We start from the raw sequence: 20065 nt of genomic DNA on the forward strand, positions 1-20065 counted from the left end.
GCCACCTAGATAAGAACCTCCAATTGAAATAGGAGGAATATAGTGAAAAAATTATGGATTATAAGCTTTTTATTACTTAGTGTCTTAGTGTTAGGAGGATGTAAAGCGCCTGTAGATCAGAGCCAAATAACTAATTTAGCAATTAAAGTTAGAGATACAAATAATCAACAAGTAGCAGCTAATATTAAAGTTTTACATGCTGGAGAGAAAGTAGCTAGTAAACAGGGGTCAGAAGTTAAATTTGAATTACTAAAAAATAAGAATTATAAGTTAGAAGTAGATAAAGAAGGTTACTTAGCTAAAACAGTTAATCTTCCGTTAGAAGAAGATAGTAACCTAACTGTTAAATTGATTAAGGTTGCTAATCTAGTTGGCAATGGGGACTTTACTACTCCCATTTCCAATGCGAATCCAAAAGCAAATGGCGAATTAGATAGTGGAGACAGTTGGGTTTATCATCAAAATAGTAATGGGCAAGGTTCAGTAACAATTGAAGGTGGAGAAGCTAAAGTTAAGGTCAATAATCCCGGAAATAATCCATGGTCGGTTCAATTATTACAAGGGCCAATTACTTTAGAAAAATCTGCTTACTATAAGATTAGTTTTGAGGCTCACGCAGATCAAAAAGCAAAATTACATCTTAAACTAGGAGCTAATGGAAATAGAGGTTGGGTAGGATATGAAGAACGAGATGTCAATCTAACCACTACTCCGCAAACTTATCAATTCAAATTTGTAATGGAAGAAGAAACAGACCAACAGGCTCGATTTGAACTGTGGTTTCTAAATCAAACAGATTATACTATAGATAATATTAAATTAATTAAAATAAAATCGGGAACAGCAACAGAACAAAAGGATGAAGTTAAGATAGAAAGTGGAGAAATTATTACTAATGGAAGCTTTGCTAATAAAACTGTAGGTTGGGGAAGTGATGGGAATATTGAACTTACCAATCAAGCTGGTAAGCTTAAAGCTAAGATAGAGTCAATTGGTGATAATTCTTATACTCCTCAAGTTAATCAAAAAGGGATAAAAATGGTTAAAGATGTAACTTATACAGTTAGTTTTACTGCTAGAGCTAACAAGGCTAGAAAGATGAATGTAGCTATTGGAAAGCCTCTTAACCAAGCTCCATGGTATATAGATTATATTGGCGAAGTTAAGACTTTTGATTTAACCACAGAGATGAAGAATTATAAATTTAGATTTACAATGAAGGAAGAAAGTTATGATGATGCTAAACTGACTTTTGAATTAGGACAAATCACTGATGGAAGTGCAGCTACAACTGTTTATCTTGATAATGTAAGAATTACTCCTGATTTAGGTTTTTATACTGATTCTAGTCTAACTATTGATAAGCGAGTAAGTAGAATTATTAGTTTAATGACTCTTGATGAAAAGATAGGTCAAATGACTCAAGGTGAGAGAAGACATGTTAGTCCCAAACAGGTTAGAAAGTACCACTTGGGTTCAATTTTAAGTGGTGGAGGTTCAACTCCTGGTAATAATACTCCACAAGATTGGATTGATATGTATAATAACTTTCAGGAAGAAGCTCTTAGTGGTAGATTAGAGTTACCATTGATTTATGGAGTAGATGCGGTACATGGCCACAATAATTTAAAAGGAGCTACTATTTTTCCTCATAATATAGGATTAGGTGCGATGGGGAAAGGATTAATGGAAGTAAATAAATCCAAACAAGCGCAAAAGTGGATAGAGAAAATTGCTCGTATTAGTGCTCAAGAGACTGCTGCAACAGGAATGGATTGGGATTTTGCTCCAGCTGTTTCAGTAGTTAGAGATGAGCGCTGGGGTAGAAGTTATGAAAGTTTTGGCGAAACAGCCGAACTACAGAAGTTATTAGCAGGACCTTATGTCAAAGGACTGCAGGGTACAAAAGATATACTTAGCAAAGAGAGAGGACATGTAGTTGCTACAGCTAAGCACTTTATTGGAGATGGTGCTACTAAATGGGAAACAGGAGATGCAGGTTATCAAATCGATCGCGGTAATGTTAACATTGATTTAAATAAACTTAAAAAATTGCATGGGCAAGGTTATCTGGAAGCAATTGATGAGAATGTAGGAACAATTATGATTTCTTATAATAGTTATCAAGGTACTAAAATGCATGCTCACCAGGAATTAATTCAAAACTATTTAAAAGCTCCACAAAAAGAGGGAGGACTTGGGTTTGATGGTTTTGTCATCTCAGATTGGGCAGCAATTCATGAAATAGATGCCCCAACTCATTATGCTAAAGTTGTTAAGTCAGTTAATGCTGGGATTGATATGTTTATGGAGCCTAGTGATTGGCATAAGTTCATGATAGATTTAAAGACAGCAGTTAAAAATGGTGATGTAAAAGAGAGTAGAATTAATGATGCTGTCAAAAGAATTTTAAAGATTAAATTCAAGGCTGGATTGTTTAAAAAAGCATTAACAGATAATGATTCAATAGATACAATTGGTAGCCAAGAACACAGAGCTGTAGCTAGAGAAGCAGTCAGAAAATCACTAGTCTTATTGAAAAATCAAAATCAAATATTACCTTTATCTAAAGATAATAAATTTTATATTACAGGTTCTAATGCCGATAATTTAGGCCATCAATGCGGTGGTTGGACAATTAAATGGCAGGGGTTTAGTGGTAACCAAGCTACTACAGGAACTACTATCAAAGAGGGAATTGCTAATCTGTTACAGGGCCAAAAAGGTCAAATAGTTAATGACTTAAATCAAGCTGATGTAGCTATAGCTGTAGTAGGAGAGAAGGCTTATGCAGAAGGTAAAGGTGATGATGCTGATTTAGAATTATCAGTCTCAGATAAGAGAGAATTACAAAGAATAGAAGAATCAGGGAAACCTATGGTAGTAATTTTAGTTTCTGGGCGTCCGATGATTGTTAGCCCAAGAATTGAGAATTGGGATGTTTTTGTTGCTGCTTGGTTGCCAGGTACAGCAGGCGGTGGAGTAGCAGATGTTATATTTGGCGATTATAACTTCACTGGTAAGTTACCAGTCTCTTGGCCGCGTAGTGTAGAACAACTGCCGCTAAATGTAGGAGATAAAAATTACAATCCATTATTTAATTATGGATATGGATTAAAAATGAATTTAGAAAATTAATTTAAGTTGTGATGTTTTTTAGTTATCCCCTTAGATTTTATATATAGATTTGTAAAGTTATAAGTTTAATACTATACAAGGGATAACCTCCCTTGTATAGTATTCTATCTTTTTAAAATTCGTAATATTTAAAAGATAATTAACATATTAGATTTTTTAATGTGTTAAAGATATATTTTGTTAAAGTAAAAATTAAAAGGAGGAATAATAATGAGTTTAAAGACAAGACAAGTTTTAGCTATGGTAATGTTAGTGTCATTAATCTTACTATCAGTTGTAGGATGTAAACAAGGAGGAGTTCCAGCAGGAACTTCACAGCTAATTGTTAATGTATTAGATGACGAAAGTGCAGTAAAAACAGCTCAAATTACGATTTTACAAAATGGAAAAAAGGTAGTAAGTCAAAAAAAGAAGACAGCTAAATTTAAGCTTAATAATGGAGTTTATAAGGTTAAAGTAAGTAATGATCAATATGGTACTAAATCATATGATGTTTATTTAAGTAGTAATAGTAAACTAGATGTTAGATTAGCAGGTAAGGGTAACTTACTTGGCAATGGTAACTTTAATAAGAAATTATCAACTAATGAACCAAATGCAAAAGGTAAGGTGGATACAGAAGATAGTTGGATTTATCATTTAAATAGTGGAGGAAAAGCAACAGTTAGTATTAAAGATGGATTAGCACAAGTGATGGTTACTAATGCTGGACAAAATCCTTATTCAGTACAATTAATTCAAGCTCCGGTCAAGATAGAAAGAGGGGCCAAGTATAAGGTTACATTTGATGCTAAGTCATCACCAGGCAAGAAAATTCATCTAAAAATAGGAGCAAATGGAAATAGAGGTTGGACAGGATATATAGAATCAGCTAAAAAATTAACAGGAAACTGGAAATCATATGAATTTAATTTTACTATGGCTCAAGAAACAGATGAGAAGGCTCGATTTGAGTTATGGTTTTTAAATTCAGGTATGTATTGGTTGGATAATATTAGAATAGTCAAGGTTGGAGAAAGAAAAATGGCTAAAGAAGGAACTAAAACTGAAGTAGATGAGAATAAAGTAGAAGATTGGGAGTTAGTTTGGAGTGATGAGTTTAATGGAGATAAGATAAATAAGGATAATTGGAGTTTTGAAGTAGGAAACGGACATAAGCAAGGTATCCCAGGTTGGGGAAATGGAGAATTACAGTATTATACTGATGGAGATAATGCTAAGATTGAAGATGGAAAGTTAGTAATTACAGCCAAAGAAGAGAAAAGATCAGATTCTTATGGTAGTTATGATTATACATCTACTAGAATGGTTACTAATGATAAATTTAATCAGGCTTATGGTAAGATTGAATTTAGAGCTAAACTGCCAGAAGGACAAGGGATTTGGCCTGCTATTTGGGCATTAGGAGAAGATATTGATTCAGTAGGTTGGCCTAAATGTGGAGAAATTGATATTATGGAGTATCTTGGTCATAAGCCTAGTACTGTTCACGGAACAGTTCACGGTCCAGTAAGTGGTGGAGCAGGAATTGGTTCAGGCTATAAATTACCTGAGGGAAAGAAATTTTCAGAAGAATTCCATACATTTGCTATTGAATGGGATAAAGATGAATTAGAGTTTTACGTTGATGATACATTATATCATGTAGTAAGTAAAGATGAAGTTGGAGATAGAGAATGGGTTTATGATCACCCTTACTTCTTCATCTTAAATATAGCTGTAGGAGGTCACTGGCCAGGTAATCCAGATGAGACTACAAAATTTCCACAAACTATGGAAATTGATTATATGAGAGTTTATGAAGATAAAAACTCTGATACAATAACAGGAGAAGAGAAATGGGATTCTGAATATGAAAAGGAATGGGCTCAAGCTAAGAAAGAAGAGGCAAGTAGTGGTATAACTAGTGAGAAAGTTGTTAATGGTACTTTTGATAGTGAGATAGCTAATGATACAGAAGATCATCGTGATAATTGGTATGTTTGGGCTGGTCAGGGTGGTAAAGTTGGTTCTTTGGCTGTAGAAAATGGAGAATTTGCTATAGATGTAAAGGACATTGGTAGTAAAAGTTGGAATGTACAATTTAATCAATGGTTAAAATTGAAACCAGGTGTTACTTATAAAATAACTTTTGATGCTCGAGCAAAAAATAGTAGAGATATGAATGTTAAAGTATTACATCCTACTAACTATACAGTTTATGGAAAAGAAGTTAAAAATCTTACTTCTACAATGAAAACTTATAGCTTTGAAGTTAAAATACCAGCAGATGCTTATGAGATTGCTAATTTATCTTTTGAGTTAGGTGCTATTAGTAGTAAAAGTAAGATTACTACTGTTTATTTTGATAATGTAAGTATTGAAAAAATTGCAGAATAGTTATTTTAGAGAACATTTGTATGGGAGAGAAGATAATCTTCTCTCCCATTAAAAATTCTATAATATATAAGTATGACTTCATTAATTTAATTAAAGCTGGATTTTAAAAGATAAGGAGGGGGAAATATGCAGTTAATAAAGAAGCTAAAAAGAAGGTTTGGTGCAATGAGCTTTACAAAAATAACTGTAAATAGGCAATTTCAAATAGGACTAGCTTCATTATTAATTCTTATATTATTAATTGGTAGTTTTGTTTTATATAATAATCGACAAATGAAGCAAAAAGTAGATTATTTAAATAAGAAAGTAATTCCTTCTGTAAAAGTATCTGATCAAATATACCGAAAATTATCTAAAAAAATTAAAATAGTTTATGGGAAAGAAGCTGGAAACTTTGTTATAGGGAATGCAGAAATTAGCAATGAGGAATATTTTAATAGTATAGATAAAAGTATTGATAAACTTAAAAAATATATCCAAAATGAAGACACTTTGCAAGTATTAAATATCTTAGAAAGCTCTAATCAAAAATTTAAGAAATTAAATGCTGATTTACAAAAAACTAATGATAGTATGATGCGCAATATAATTATAAAAGATATAAGTAATTTAGATATTCCAGTTACTGAAGCAAACAAGATATTACAAGATTATACTCAAGGTCAACTGGATAGAACAATTAATAAAATTGTTAAGCAATCACAAAAAAATAGAAATAGGATAATAGTAATAACTATAGTTGGTATGTTAATGAGTTTTGGTTTAGGAATATTTATCAACCGTCAAATTAATAACTTAACTACAGGGATTAAAGATAAAACTAATCAAGCTGTTGATAAAGCAAAATTGGTTAGTGATTCAGCCGAAGAAATGAAAGTAATTGCTGATGATGTAGAAAATAAAATAACCAATGCTTCTAGAAAGATTAAAAGTCTAATAGAAGGTAATAATGAGGTCTCTGGAGCAATTAGTGAGGTTGCAACTGCAATTCAAGATATATCTAGTTCAATTGAAAATCTATCCTCGCAAGCAGACGATATTGCTGAAGTAGGAGAAGATACTTATCAAACAATGCAAACTACTAATCAAAGAATTAGCTCTACGAATGGAATCGTTCAAGAAACAGTTAAAAAGATAAATGACTTACAGGATAGCTTGAGTAAGATTGATCAGATTTCAGATAAAATTATAAAAATAACGGAACAGACTAATCTTTTAGCTTTAAATGCTTCAATAGAAAGTGCTAGGGCTGGAAAAGCAGGTGAAGGTTTTGCAGTAGTAGCAGATGAAATAAAAGAATTAGCAGATGAAAGTAAAGAAGCTACCGAAGAAGTTAAGAGTTTTATTGAAGAAATAGAGGGAGTAACTAATGAGGTAATAGAAAAAATGATGAGTAAGAAAGAAAATAGTGTTATAGGTTCCTTTAAAGAACTTCAAAAATTATCAAATACAGTTACTGAAAAGATGGATAACGTAATTCAGGTTGCAGAAGAACAGGCTGATTCTAGTCAACAAGTAAAAGAATTAACAGAACAAATTTCTGCTTCTAGTGAAGAAGTTTCTGCTCAAACTAGTGAAGCTTCTAATTCATCTACTGAAATTGCTCAATTTATGGAAGAAGTAATTAATGGTAATAATGATTTATATTTCAAGATCAAAGAACAAGTTAATGTCTCTAAGGAACAGTTAGAATTAATTAGTGATATAGTGGATGCTAATAAAAGATTAAAGTAAATTATTAAATATTCGATTGAAATAGAGGGGTAAAATGGAAGAAAAGAAGAATTTATATCAACTTGCAGGACCAATTTTTATTGAAATTTTATTATTTATGTTACTTGGAGTAGCAGATATTTTTATGTTGAGTCAATTTGATGATAAAGCTGCGGGTGCAGTAGGAGCATCAAATCAGATAATTGCTAACTTAAATATAATATTCATAATAATATCTGCAGGAACAGCAGTATTAGTAGCACAGAATGTAGGGGCAAAAAGGCAGAACGAAGTAGAAAAGGTCAGTTCCATTTCACTTGTTATAAATCTAATAATAGGAATAATAGTTAGTATAGTTATGATTTTTTTAGGAGATGAAATATTAATTAAAATTGGAGTTAGTTCAGGTTTGATGAACTATGCTATTGATTATATTACGATTGTAGGGGGAGCATTATTCTTTCAAGCAATCCTAAATACTCTAACAGCTATTATTAGAAGTCATGGTTATACAAAAGAAAGTATGTTGATAACTGCAGCAATGAATATTTTAAATATATTTGGTGATGCAATATTTATTTTTGGGTTATTTGGTGTCCCTGTTTTAGGAGTCAAAGGGGTAGCAATAGCAACGACCTTTAGTAGGATATGTGCTACAATAGTTGCTTTTGTGTTTTTATTAAAAAAATTATTGCCTATAACAATGTTTTCACATTTGACAGAAAAACCCTTAATTGTATTTAAGAAATTGGTTAAGATAGGCTTTCCAGCAGCTATGGAGAATATGTCTTATAGTTTATCTCAGACGGTAGTAATGAGTATTATATTAGTTAATCTTGGTCAAAATGCTTATATAACTAGAACTTATGTGGGAACAATAATTAGATTTGCAATGTTATTTTCATTGGCAGTAGGTCAAGCAAATCAGATTATGATAGGACAGTTAGTTGGAGCTAATGAGATAGAAGAAGCCTATGCGAGTGGAATTAAGAACTTTAAAGTTGCTATGATTTTTTCAGTTTTAGGTGGAGTGATTTTATTCTTTTTTGGAAAGGAATTCATGGGGATTTATACTACCAACCAAGAAATTATAATGATAGGAGCAGCTACTTTAACAGTAGATGCTTTTTTAGAACCTGGCAGAAATTTTAATTTAGTGATGATTAATGGCTTAAGAGGCGCTGGTGATGTTATCTTCCCTGTGGTTATGGCGATAATCTCTATGTGGGGCTTTGGCGTTTTAGGAGGTTATTTCTTTGGGGTAGTATTGGGATATGGTCTACCTGGTATTTGGATAGGGTTATTATTAGATGAATGGATTAGAGGCATATGTATGTTACTTAGATGGCGAAGTAAGAAATGGGTTCAAAAAGCATTAGTTGGATAAAAGGGGAGATATAATGAATGATTCATTCATTCAAGTAAAAGGAGAAAATTTAGTTCGTCAAGGCGAGAAGATAAGATTAAGAGGTTTTGGATTAGGAACTTGGTTGAATATGGAACATTTTATGACAGGTTTACCTGGTAATGATCAGCAAAAAAGAAGAATTTTTTCTGAGGTATATGGTAAGGAGAAAGCAGAAAAGTTTTTTGATAATTATTTAGCTAACTTTATTACAGAGGATGATTTTATTTTTTTAAAGGAACTGGGGATTAATGTGGTTAGATTGTCTTTTAGCTATCGACATTTTGAAGATGATCAGCAGCCTGGTGAGTATAAACGAGAGGGATTTGAACACTTAGATAGGGTATTAAAACTTTGCGAGAAATATGATATTTATGCAATTTTAGACTTGCATGCAGTACCTGGTGGACAAAATCCTGATTTTCACGCTGACAATAATTTAGGGGTCTCATATTTTTGGAAGGATAATTCTTTACGAAAAAGGGTAATAAATCTATGGAGATATATAGCTGAATACTATAATGATAACACCAATATTGCTGGATATGATTTGCTTAATGAACCTGTATTTGTATCTGATGCGGATATATTCAATAATTTTTTTGACCAGGTTATTAGTGCAATTAGAGAAGTAGATAGTAATCATATCTTATTTTTAGAAGGAGATAGTTGGGCTCAAGATTTTAGTAAGTTTAAATTGCCACAAGATGAACAGATTGCTTATTCTTTTCATTTTTATCCTCATTATTCTTTAACTAAAGATTATCCTGCTTCTGTAAATAAAAAAGAAATAAAAGAGGACCTTGAAAGTTTAATAGGAAATTTAAAGGAGAGATTTCAGAGGCCATTATGGTGTGGTGAGACAGGTGCTATCTTTGGAAATTATGGAATCGAATATAGCAAGGATTTAGTAAAAACAACTTTAGATATATTAGAAAATAAGAATGTTGCTTGGACTCTATGGTCTTATAAGGATGCTCAAGCTATGGGCTTAGTTTATCCTCAAAATGATACACCTTGGATGAAATTAGTTGATAGCAGTAGCTGGGATTTATGGGATGAAAAAAAGCAGTCAAAGGATGTATTTGATTTTTTAGAAGAAAAAGGATATGTTGAACCATTGTCTGAAAAGATGAGATTCAAATTAGACTTTAGATTACGAGCTATGCTACAAGAAATTTATATAGAACAGAAGTTGAAGAATTTATTAAATAATATTGATTGGGAGGAGATGAAATGTTATACAGAATCTTTTTTATGGAGTAATTGTAGCTATTATGAAGAAATAGCAACTTTAGTTAAGGATTATACTGTAAGGTAGTCTATAAAAGGAGGAGTTATAATGGATAAGAGAAAACTTGGTAATACAGGATTAGAAGTTTCAGAGATTGGTTTTGGAAGTTGGCAGTTAGGTAATACAACAGCTTGGAAAGGTGCTAGTCAAAAGGAGGCAATTAAATTAGTCCATCAGGCACTTGAATTAGGCTGTAATTTCTTTGATACTGCTCCTAATTACGCGAGGGGTAATAGTGAAAAAATATTAGGTAAAGCTCTTAATGATAGACGAGAAGAGGTAGTCATTAGTACTAAATTTGGCCATTTTTCTGATGGAACAGTGGACTATGACTTTAATTTAATTCGCGAATCAGTGGAAAATAGCTTGAACTCTCTACAAACAGACTATTTAGATAGTGTCTTATTACATAATCCACCTTTTGAATTTTTAACTGGTTCTACACCTCATTTTGAAATATTACAAAAGTTAAAAGATGAAGGAATTATTAAGGCTTATGGAGCATCAGTAGATACCAGTGAAGAAATGTTGGCTTTGATAGAGAATACAAAAGCGGAAGTTATTGAGGTAATGTTTAATATTCTTTATCAAGAACCAAGAAAGGTTTTTGATAAAGCTAAAGAAGCTGGAGTAGGTTTGATTATTAAAGTTCCCCTTGACTCTGGTTGGTTAACAGGGAAATATAATAAAAATAGTAATTTCACTGGAATTAGAGCAAGGTGGTCACAAGAAGTAATAGAAAGACGAGCTCAATTAGTAGATAAGATCAAACAAATCAAATCTGATCAAAGAGATATGGTTGATGAAGCTTTAAGATTCATTTTAAGTTATCCTGAAGTTTCGACAGTAATCCCTGGTATTAGAAATAGAAATCAGTTAGAACAAAATTTAAATGCAAATAATAAAGAAATGTTGAAATCTTTACAAAAAGAATATGAAAGTTTTTATAAAGATAATTTAGCTGGAAATGAACTACCTTGGTGATAATTATGTTTTAAAAAGGATATAAATATTGAACCTTTATTAGTCAAAGCTCTAATTCCTTAATTAGGATTAGAGTTTTTTATTTTTTCATAGTTAAAAGATCAGGGACGTACTATATTATAAGTATTAAAAGAAGGAGGGGCTGAATTGCTAAATTTAAAAATTGGGCCAAGGTTGTATTTAGGCTTTTGGTTGCTTATAATCCAGAGATCAGCTCCAATCAAATATTATTACTAATAATCAATCAGATAGGCTTTTACTTGATTTAGGATAATCATTTTCTTGTTAGTTTAAACTAATATAAAAGAATGTTTAAGCGAGGGATTATATGGTTAAAGAGCTAGAAGAAAGTAATTGGATGACATTTATAAAACTAGTTTATCAAAAATCTAAAAGAGTAGATATCTTTGTGAATGCTATGAGTCTGGTATATACTACATTATTATCAATTATTCCGTTATTAATATTTTCATTTTATATATTAACTTTATTTAATTTTTTTGGTCAAATGAGTATTTTAATTGATCAATTAAAGCATGTGATTTTAAATCACTTAGCAACGGGAACTGGTCAAACAGTACTTAATTATTTACAACAACAGATAGAAAATATTGATATTAATCAATTAGGAGCTATTAGTTTTATCTCATTAGGAATGGTTGTTATCTTTTTATTAGCCCGAGTAGAAAGAACTTTTAATAGGATTTGGGGGGTTGAAAAGCATCGAGATTTATTCAAGCGTTTTGTTTCTTTTTGGACCTTTATTACTTTAGGAACTTTTTTAGTTACTTTATCTTTAAGTTTAGCTTTAGCAGTAGGAAATATTTACTTTGCTAGTGTTTCCCTAAGTGATACTATTTTTCTACAGTTTTTATCTATGATTGCTTATTTTTTAGTTTTTTTCATTGCTTATTATTTGATTCCTAATACTGAAGTAGAAGTTTTAGCAGCTATAGTAGGAGGAGTGAGTAGTGGAATTTTATTTTATTTGGCTAAAAATTTATACACTATCTACACTACTCATGTAGTTACTTATAATCAAATCTATGGTTCTTTAGCTGCTGCACCATTATTTTTAGTCTGGCTTTATTTAATCTGGATGATTGCTTTATTAGGAGCAGTAATCTCTTATGTCTTTCAACATCGTAATAATCTTTATTATTTTACAGATGTTGAAGATATAACCTTAGGGATTAGAATTCTTCTCCCTTTAGCAATTATGATTATTTTACATAAAAACTTTATTAAAGAAGGAGAAACGGGAGTTATAATTAAAGAATTAATAGACCGGATTAATGTACCATCGGCAGTAATTGAAGATGAACTTGAACGACTAAAAGAAGAGGGGTTAGTAGTCTTAACTAGAGATGGAAAGTATATACCAGCTTGTTCTACTCCAGAATTACCTTTAGAGCAAATTTGTGAAGTATCACTTTTAAAAGAAGGTTTAGATATTAAACATATCTTTAATGATCAAGAGGTTTGGGGGATTTATAATGCGATTCACCAACAACTAGAAAGTGATTTTAGAGACTTAACTGTAGGGGATCTATTAAAAGGAGGGCCAAGATGAAATTAGTACGTTTTCGGAAGGGAGAAAAGGTTGGTTATGGTATTTTAAAGAAAAGACGAATACAGAAAGTGGAAGGAAAAATTACAGGAGATTATCAAGTTTTAGATGAATACTATACCTTATCAGATGTAGAGTTATTAGCGCCATGTTCTCCTAGTAAGGTTATTTGTGTGGGGCTAAACTATAAGGATCATGCTCAGGAGTTAGGTATGGAGTTACCTACAGAGCCAATTATATTCTTGAAGCCAGCTACAACGGTAATTGGGCCAGAAGATATTATCAAGTATCCTAAAATGAGCCAGCAAGTTGACTATGAGGCAGAATTAGCAGTAGTAATTAAAGATCAGATTAAGAATATAACACCAGATCAAGCTCAAGAACATATTTTAGGCTATACCTGTGCTAATGATGTTACAGCTAGGGATTTGCAACGACAGGATGGACAGTGGACTAGGGCCAAATCATTTGATACATTTGCACCTTTAGGTCCAGTAATTGAAACAGAGCTTGCCCCAGATAGTTTAAAGATCGAACTATTTAAAAATGGAGAGCTAAAGCAAACTTCTAATACTGCAAAAATGATTTTCTCTATTCCTAAGCTAGTTAGTTTTATTTCTCAAGTAATGAGTTTACAGCCAGGTGATGTAATTTTGACCGGAACGCCACCTGGAGTAGGAGCAGTTGATTTAGAAGATCAAATTGAAGTTAAGATTGAAGGAATTGGTACTTTAAAGAATAAAATAGGTTGATTTGTCAGCTAAAGAGGGGTGAGGGGATGGAGTTTAATTTTTTAACTATAATTGATTTAGTAGTAACTGGTTTAATCTTTTATAAATTTGTTATGTTAATTAGAGGAACTAGAGCAATTCAATTATTAAAGGGTGTTTTATTTTTATTTTTTATTAGCTTTATTAGTCAGCAATTAGGATTTCAGATTTTTAATTATTTATTAGAACAGATTAGAACAATAGTTTTAATAGCAATTCCAGTTATTTTTCAACCTGAATTGAGAAGGGCTTTAGAAAAGATAGGTCGGGATTATTTAACTAGACATGATAAAGTTGAGACCAATATCGACCAGATAGTAGCTGCAATAATTAGATTAAGTGAGAGTCAAACTGGAGCTTTAATAGTACTTAAACGTCATACAGGGATAAAAGAAATAATTGATACTGGATTAGAAGTAGATGCTATTTTATCAGCAGAATTATTAATTAATATTTTTACTCCTAAGACTCCCTTACATGATGGGGCAGTAATAGTAGAAAAGAATAGAATTATAGCTGCTAATTGTCTATTACCTTTAACAGAGAAGAGAGGATTAAGTTCTAGCTTAGGTACTAGACATAGGGCTGCTTTAGGTATTAGTGAAGAAAGTGATGCTTTAGCATTGGTTGTTTCAGAAGAGACAGGTACTATTTCTTTGGCTAATCATGGAAAGTTTAAATATAATTTGGACGAATTTTCACTTAAAGAGGAATTATTTAAGAGGTTTGAGCATCAAGAATAATTAAGTTGAAAAAGAGCCAAGTAATATAGTGTAAAGTATCAAAATTGAAAAGGGAGTGAAAAAATGATAAGTTATGATGAACAGATAACAAAAAACCTTAAAGAGATAAATAAAATTCATGAAGATTATAAACAGTTAGCATCAGCATTAAAAGTTGTTAATAAAACATCGGATAAAACATATGGTCTTTCTGTAGGTTTTTTACCCAAGAAGGGTATATATTGTATTAAAGATGGTTGGGTTAAACTATTAGATTCTGGAGATAATTCTATAGATGATATTGAAAAATTTGAGCTAATAGATCGCAAAGATGGTAAAATGTTAAAGATTACTTATAAAAACAGCGAATGTCTTAGTATTAAATGAAGTAGTAACTATTTTTAATGGCTCCTAAGTTTTTACTTAGGAGCTATTTTTTTATGTTCTTTAACAATTTATTATTCATATTAAAAAATGTCAGTAGTATATGTGGACATAATATTAAAATGCTATTATTGTATTTAATGGTTTTAGGTATTAAGATGTAAGTAACGGATATAAGAACATAAGTTATATAATATATTTCTCGTTTTTAAAAATCCTAAAGGGGGAATATTAATAATGAAACAAACTATTCAAACTACTACTGAAGAAGTATCAACAAGACAACGTATCCAAAAGTTTGGAAGATTTCTTAGTGGGATGGTAATGCCAAATATTGGAGCTTTCATTGCTTGGGGATTTATTACGGCTTTATTTATTCCAACAGGATGGGTTCCTAACAAGGAATTAGCTTCATTAGTTGGGCCGATGATTACGTATTTATTACCTCTATTAATTGGATTTACTGGAGGTAAACAAGTTGCTGGTACTCGAGGCGGTGTAGTCGGTGCTGTGGCAACAATGGGAGTTATTGTTGGAGCTAATGTTCCAATGTTTTTAGGGGCTATGATAATGGGACCTCTTGGTGGTTGGACGATTAGTAAATTCGATAAGATGATAGAAGGGAAGGTTAAATCTGGTTTTGAAATGTTAGTTAATAACTTTTCATCTGGTATTATTTCAATGCTTATTGCTATCTTGGGTTATTTAGGTATTGGCCCAGTAGTTGAAGCCTTAAATAATACTTTAAGAGCTGGTGTACAAGCAATAGTTGATGCGGGGTTATTACCTTTAGCTTCACTTATTATTGAGCCAGCTAAAGTTCTATTTTTAAATAATGCTATTAACCATGGGATATTAAGTCCATTGGGTGTACAACAGGTAAAAGAAGCTGGAGAATCAATTTTCTTCTTATTAGAAACTAATCCTGGTCCAGGTTTAGGATTATTATTAGCTTATTGGTTTGCTGGTAAAGGTAATGCTAAACAGTCTGCACCAGGAGCAACAATTATTCACTTCTTTGGTGGGATTCATGAAATTTATTTTCCTTATGTACTAATGAAACCAAGTATGATTTTAGCAGTGATTGCTGGTGGAATGACTGGAGTATTTACTTTTGTTGTTACAGGAGCTGGATTAGTTGCTACTCCTTCTCCAGGAAGTATTTTTGCTGAATTGGCTATGACGCCTCCAGGAAACTTTATCCCAGTTTTATCTGGAATTACTCTATCAGCGATTGTTTCCTTTAGTGTTGGTTCTATTATCTTAAAAAGATCACCTAATGAAACAGATGAAGGAAATTTAGGTGCTGCTACCAAACAGATGGAAGACTTAAAAGGTAAAGACTCATCTGTTGCTGGAAATTTAAAAGAAACGACTGGAGAAGTAAATAAAATAGTTGTTGCATGTGATGCAGGTATGGGCTCTAGTGCAATGGCAGCTACTCAACTTAGAAATAAAGTCCAAGATGCTGGGTTAGATATCGAAGTAGACAATTATGCTGTTAATGAAATCCCAGCAGATGCAGATATTATCATTGCTCATAATGAGTTAATGGATAGAGTAAAAGATACTTTACCAGGTAAAGAGTATATTGGTATTGAAAACTTTATGAATAACCCAATTTATGATGAACTTGTTGAAAGATTGAAAAAATAATTAATTTTCATATTAAGCTATGGGTTATGATTTTTAAGTTGTAGGTAGATTCATAGCTCATAGCTTTTTATTATATAATTATTTGAATTAGATTTTTATGTATAAAAAGGGGAGAAGATATAGTATGAAATTAAAGAGTTTATCCTCTCGTCAAAAGAAAATCATTAATAAATTAATTAAATCAACTGACTTTATAACTATTAAAGAGTTAGCTCAACAACTAAAAATTAGTAAACGAACAGTTCAACGGGAGTTATCTAAATTAAAAACTTTTTTAAAAGAGTTAGATTTAAATTTAGAGTCAAAACCAGGAGTAGGAATTACTATCAATGGAGAGGAAGCTTTAATAGCTAAGTTTGAAAAGAAATTATCAACTCCAATATCTAATAGGATGAACTTAACTCCCAAAGAAAGAAAAACTCAGATTATTCAGGAGTTTTTAATGGGGGGTAGATTTCATAAATTAACAGCATTGGCTCATAAATTTGCAGTGACTGAAGCGACGATTAGTTATGATTTAAATAAAGTATCTAATTGGTTTGAAATGCGAGGGCTTTCTTTAGTTAGAAAGCAAGGGGTGGGGGTTGAATTAGAAGGTTCAGAAACAGCTTTTAGGAGAGCAGTACTTGATTTTTTATATGAAAATATGGGAGAAGACGAGATACTGACTTTAATCCATGAATCTGAGAAAGAACAACCAAAAGATGCAACTTCCAATGCTAGAAATAAAATATTAAACTTTATCAATTTAGATAATTTTGAAAAATTAGAAATAGCAGTTAATGAAAGTTTAGAAGAAATTGATTTTGATGTTGTTAATAGTTCTTATATTGGATTAATAATTCATTTATCTTTAGCAATTAAAAGATTACAAATGGAAGAGACCATTTATATTGACCAAGATAAGTTAACTGATTTAAAAGAAACATCTGAGTATGAAGTGGCAGAAAAATTGGCTGATAAATTAGAAGATATTTTTGATTTAACTGTTCCAGTTGAAGAAAAAGGATATATTACAATGCATTTAAAAGGAGCTAAGCTAAGGAAAAATATTGATTTAATGGATGAACCTTTAGATACAGAAGAACTAGAAGTTATTAGGTTGGCCCGAGTTTTAGTTCAAGAAGTAGAAAAGGAATTAAATGTTAAACTTGTTGATGATTTTAATTTAATCTCTGGCTTAGTAACCCATTTAGAACCAGCTTTATCACGCTTAAAAATGGGGATGGAGATTAGGAATCCAATTTTAAAACATTTAAGACTGGAATATAGACCAATTTTTTCAGCTACTAAGCAAGCTGCCTCTAAGTTAGAACAGATGATTAATAGAATTATACCTGATGCAGAGATTGGTTTTTTAACTATGCATATAGCAGCAGCAGTAGAAAAGTCTGATGATTCTAATTGTAAAGCTAGAGTTTTAGTTGTTTGTTCAAGTGGAATTGGCAGTTCTAAAATATTAGCTACTAGATTAAAGAAGACAATTAAAAACTTAGAAGTAGTTGATGAAGTGTCAGCTTTAGAGTTAAAAAACAATCAGCTGCCTAAAGATATAGATTTTATAGTTTCAACTATTCCGTTGGAAAAACATCAAGAAGATACAGTTGTAGTAAGTCCTATTTTAATGCCTGATGAGATTGAAAAGATAAGAACTAAAATTAACCAGATAAATTTAAAAGTAAAAGAGAAAAAACAAGATAATAAAGAAAATAAGTTAGAAGATAAGTTAGCTACAGTAGCTACTATTTCAGAAGATATAATGGGAATAATTCAGAATTTTGAAATAATTAGACTAGAGAAAGGGCAAAATTATGACCAACTTATCAAGCAGGCTGCTAGTACCGATTTTTTACCTACTGATTCTCATCCAGAGTCTGTTTATCAGGCCTTAAAAAAGAGAGAAGAAAAAGGAGCTACTATAATTCCTAGTATCAAACTTAGTTTGTTACATGCTCGAACTGATGGAGTTAGACAACCATTTATTGGACTAATTAGTTTAAAAAAACCAATTTTAATTCCTGATTCAAAAAAAGAAAAACAAGAAGTGGATCGGATTGTTGTATTGTTGGCCCCGCAAGAATTATTAGAGGAAGAATTACAGTTGATAAGTGATTTTAGTGCTTCAATTATAGAGAATCAAAAGTTCTATCAAGTTGTAAGAAAAGGAAATAAAGAAGGATTTAGAAATTATTTGCGCAAATTAATGGATGATTACTACAAAAAATTAGTTACTAAAGGAGGATAACTTATGGGGATTTTAAACTTTTTTAAAGAAAAAAAGAAAGAAAAAAAGGAAAAGCTAGATAAAGTTTTGACTAAAGATACAATTGTTTTAGGAGCAGAAGCTGAAAATAAAACTGAAGCAATTGAAATGGGAGGACAATTATTAGTTGATGGGGGCTACGTACCAAGTGAATATATAGAAGAAATGAAAGAGCGAGAGGAAAAAGTCTCAACTTATATGGGAAATGGGGTAGCTATTCCTCATGGTACAGCTGATGCCAAGAAGTATATAAATAAGTCGGGTGTTTCAGTAATCCAATTTCCGGACGGGGTAGATTTTGGTGATGGAAATATGGCTTATTTAGTAATTAGTATTGCTGGAGAAGGAGATCAACATTTAAAGATTCTCCAAAATTTAGCTACTATCTGTCAAGACGAAGATGAAACAAAAAAAATGATTAAAGCTGATAGTAAAGAGATTATTTGTGAAAAACTTTTAGCTGAGGAGGTATAAACCATGAAAAAAGCAGTACATTTTGGAGCAGGAAATATCGGAAGAGGATTTATTGGATTGTTACTGAATTTGTCAGGTTACGAAATTGTTTTTATAGATGTCGATCAAAAGTTAGTATCAAGTATCAATAGTAGTGATAGTTATCAGGTTAAAGAAGTCGGTGGAGACTCAGAAGAAGAATATACTGTAGATAACATCAGAGCAATTAATGGAACTAATATAAATGAAGTAGCAGAAGAAATAAAAGATGCTAATTTAGTAACTACAGCAGTCGGAGTGTCTAATCTTAAATTTATAACTCCAGCAGTTGTAGCAGGGATTGAACAAAGATTAGAAGCCTGTAATACAGATTATCTTAATTTAATTGCCTGTGAGAATGCGGTTAGAGCTACCAGTGAATTAAAAGAACAGGTTTATGAAAAATTAGATACTGCTCAAAAAAAACAGGTTGAGAAATATATTGGTTTTCCTGATTCCGCAGTAGATAGAATAGTTCCCCCTCAAGATAATGGAGGTTTAGAAGTAGAAGTAGAACCATTTAGTGAGTGGATAGTTGATAAAACACAAATTAAAGGGCCAATTCCTGATATTGAGGGAATGAAGTTAACTACTAATCTACTTGCTTTTGTAGAAAGAAAAATATTCACTTTAAACACTGGTCATGCCGGAACAGCTTATTTAGGATATCATAAAGGATATAATTATATTCATGAAGCTATTGAAGATCAAGAAATTGAAACTATAGTTAAAAATGCTTTATTAGAGTCTGGTAGTAGTTTAATTAAGTTATATAGCTTTGATGAAGAAGCTCACAAACAATATATTAATAAAATAATAAAAAGATTTAAAAATAAAGCCTTAAATAATTCTGTAATTAGAGTAGGACGAGATCCAATTCGCAAATTAGGGCCAACAGATAGATTAGTTAAACCAGCGATGAGAGCTTTTGAAAACGGAACATTTCCTAGTAATTTATGCAAGTGCATTGCAGCAGGATTATTGTTTGATGTAGGAGAAGATAAAACAGCTAAAGAGATTCAAACAGCTATTGAAGAGCAAGGAATTGAAACTACACTAACAGAAATTACAGGTATCAATCCTAAAGGTGATGTAGGACAAGAAATTATAAAGAAATATTACCAATTACAAGAGAGTAAGTAGCCACTTTTAGTAAGTGGCTTTTTATGAAAATTAGTTTATATTTTAGCTAATTATAGCAAATAATAATAATAATTTAGAAATAAGCTGTTGTAAATCTAATTAATTTAAGTTATAATTGAAGGTGGATTTTGTTAATTTTATATCACAAAATC

The 20065-nt window shown here is 31.4% G+C and carries 14 protein-coding genes; all 14 read left to right on the plus strand.

Features of this window, described 5'->3' with window-relative positions:
• Window positions 1-42 precede the first annotated feature (42 nt).
• The 14 genes from HALHA_RS12915 (at window position 43) to HALHA_RS01420 (ending at window position 19913) form a co-directional block, all read left to right on the plus strand.
• Window positions 43-3138 (plus strand): glycoside hydrolase family 3 N-terminal domain-containing protein, encoded by a 3096-nt coding sequence (locus HALHA_RS12915; protein ID WP_015326004.1) that lies wholly within the window; start codon window positions 43-45, stop codon window positions 3136-3138.
• Window positions 3139-3348: 210 nt separating this feature from the next.
• Window positions 3349-5517: a carbohydrate binding domain-containing protein gene (locus tag HALHA_RS01360; protein ID WP_015326005.1), complete on the plus strand. Its 2169-nt coding sequence runs from the start codon at window positions 3349-3351 to the stop codon at window positions 5515-5517.
• 126 nt (window positions 5518-5643) lie between these two features.
• The gene (locus tag HALHA_RS01365; RefSeq protein ID WP_015326006.1) at window positions 5644-7251 is read left to right on the plus strand and encodes a methyl-accepting chemotaxis protein; all 1608 of its coding nucleotides are present in this window, start codon (window positions 5644-5646) and stop codon (window positions 7249-7251) included.
• Between the two features lie 34 nt (window positions 7252-7285).
• Window positions 7286-8617, plus strand: a complete 1332-nt coding sequence (locus tag HALHA_RS01370) for an MATE family efflux transporter (RefSeq protein ID WP_015326007.1) — start codon at window positions 7286-7288, stop codon at window positions 8615-8617.
• Window positions 8618-8630: 13 nt separating this feature from the next.
• Entirely contained in the window at window positions 8631-9956 is a 1326-nt protein-coding gene (locus tag HALHA_RS01375) for a glycoside hydrolase family 5 protein (RefSeq protein WP_015326008.1), read from the plus strand.
• Between the two features lie 21 nt (window positions 9957-9977).
• The gene (locus HALHA_RS01380; RefSeq protein ID WP_015326009.1) at window positions 9978-10913 is read left to right on the plus strand and encodes an aldo/keto reductase; all 936 of its coding nucleotides are present in this window, start codon (window positions 9978-9980) and stop codon (window positions 10911-10913) included.
• 328 nt (window positions 10914-11241) lie between these two features.
• On the plus strand, window positions 11242-12486 hold the full coding sequence (locus HALHA_RS01385) for a YihY/virulence factor BrkB family protein (protein ID WP_015326010.1): 1245 nt from the start codon (window positions 11242-11244) through the stop codon (window positions 12484-12486).
• Window positions 12483-13235 carry a fumarylacetoacetate hydrolase family protein gene (locus tag HALHA_RS01390; RefSeq protein WP_015326011.1) on the plus strand — a complete coding sequence of 251 codons (753 nt, stop codon included), beginning with the start codon at window positions 12483-12485 and terminating at the stop codon, window positions 13233-13235. The genes HALHA_RS01385 and HALHA_RS01390 overlap by 4 nt, the downstream gene beginning before the upstream one ends.
• Before the next feature lie 26 nt (window positions 13236-13261).
• A complete protein-coding gene (gene cdaA / locus HALHA_RS01395) occupies window positions 13262-13996 on the plus strand; it encodes a diadenylate cyclase CdaA (protein ID WP_015326012.1) in 735 nt (244 codons plus the stop codon).
• A 63-nt stretch (window positions 13997-14059) separates the two neighbouring features.
• A complete protein-coding gene (locus HALHA_RS01400) occupies window positions 14060-14362 on the plus strand; it encodes a hypothetical protein (RefSeq protein ID WP_015326013.1) in 303 nt (100 codons plus the stop codon).
• Window positions 14363-14596: 234 nt separating this feature from the next.
• Window positions 14597-16015, plus strand: a complete 1419-nt coding sequence (locus tag HALHA_RS01405) for a PTS mannitol transporter subunit IIBC (RefSeq protein ID WP_015326014.1) — start codon at window positions 14597-14599, stop codon at window positions 16013-16015.
• A 124-nt stretch (window positions 16016-16139) separates the two neighbouring features.
• Window positions 16140-18260, plus strand: coding sequence for a BglG family transcription antiterminator (locus HALHA_RS01410; protein WP_015326015.1), 2121 nt, complete (start codon window positions 16140-16142; stop codon window positions 18258-18260).
• Between the two features lie 3 nt (window positions 18261-18263).
• Window positions 18264-18752, plus strand: coding sequence for a PTS mannitol transporter subunit IIA (locus tag HALHA_RS01415; protein WP_015326016.1), 489 nt, complete (start codon window positions 18264-18266; stop codon window positions 18750-18752).
• Between the two features lie 3 nt (window positions 18753-18755).
• Window positions 18756-19913, plus strand: coding sequence for a mannitol-1-phosphate 5-dehydrogenase (locus HALHA_RS01420; RefSeq protein WP_015326017.1), 1158 nt, complete (start codon window positions 18756-18758; stop codon window positions 19911-19913).
• Window positions 19914-20065: the final 152 nt, after the last annotated feature.

The organism is Halobacteroides halobius DSM 5150 (assembly GCF_000328625.1).
Taxonomy (GTDB): domain Bacteria; phylum Bacillota; class Halanaerobiia; order Halobacteroidales; family Halobacteroidaceae; genus Halobacteroides; species Halobacteroides halobius.

What these genes read in the sequence shown, in the direction of transcription:
- HALHA_RS01365 (WP_015326006.1), top strand. Translation starts at nt 5,644, where the DNA reads ATGCAGTTAATAAAGAAGCTAAAAAGAAGGTTTGGTGCAATGAGCTTT.
- HALHA_RS01420 (WP_015326017.1), top strand. Translation starts at nt 18,756, where the DNA reads ATGAAAAAAGCAGTACATTTTGGAGCAGGAAATATCGGAAGAGGATTT.
- HALHA_RS01390 (WP_015326011.1), top strand. Translation starts at nt 12,483, where the DNA reads ATGAAATTAGTACGTTTTCGGAAGGGAGAAAAGGTTGGTTATGGTATT.
- HALHA_RS01405 (WP_015326014.1), top strand. Translation starts at nt 14,597, where the DNA reads ATGAAACAAACTATTCAAACTACTACTGAAGAAGTATCAACAAGACAA.
- HALHA_RS01375 (WP_015326008.1), top strand. Translation starts at nt 8,631, where the DNA reads ATGAATGATTCATTCATTCAAGTAAAAGGAGAAAATTTAGTTCGTCAA.
- HALHA_RS01385 (WP_015326010.1), top strand. Translation starts at nt 11,242, where the DNA reads ATGGTTAAAGAGCTAGAAGAAAGTAATTGGATGACATTTATAAAACTA.
- HALHA_RS01360 (WP_015326005.1), top strand. Translation starts at nt 3,349, where the DNA reads ATGAGTTTAAAGACAAGACAAGTTTTAGCTATGGTAATGTTAGTGTCA.
- HALHA_RS01410 (WP_015326015.1), top strand. Translation starts at nt 16,140, where the DNA reads ATGAAATTAAAGAGTTTATCCTCTCGTCAAAAGAAAATCATTAATAAA.
- HALHA_RS01415 (WP_015326016.1), top strand. Translation starts at nt 18,264, where the DNA reads ATGGGGATTTTAAACTTTTTTAAAGAAAAAAAGAAAGAAAAAAAGGAA.
- HALHA_RS01400 (WP_015326013.1), top strand. Translation starts at nt 14,060, where the DNA reads ATGATAAGTTATGATGAACAGATAACAAAAAACCTTAAAGAGATAAAT.
- HALHA_RS01370 (WP_015326007.1), top strand. Translation starts at nt 7,286, where the DNA reads ATGGAAGAAAAGAAGAATTTATATCAACTTGCAGGACCAATTTTTATT.
- HALHA_RS01380 (WP_015326009.1), top strand. Translation starts at nt 9,978, where the DNA reads ATGGATAAGAGAAAACTTGGTAATACAGGATTAGAAGTTTCAGAGATT.
- cdaA (WP_015326012.1), top strand. Translation starts at nt 13,262, where the DNA reads ATGGAGTTTAATTTTTTAACTATAATTGATTTAGTAGTAACTGGTTTA.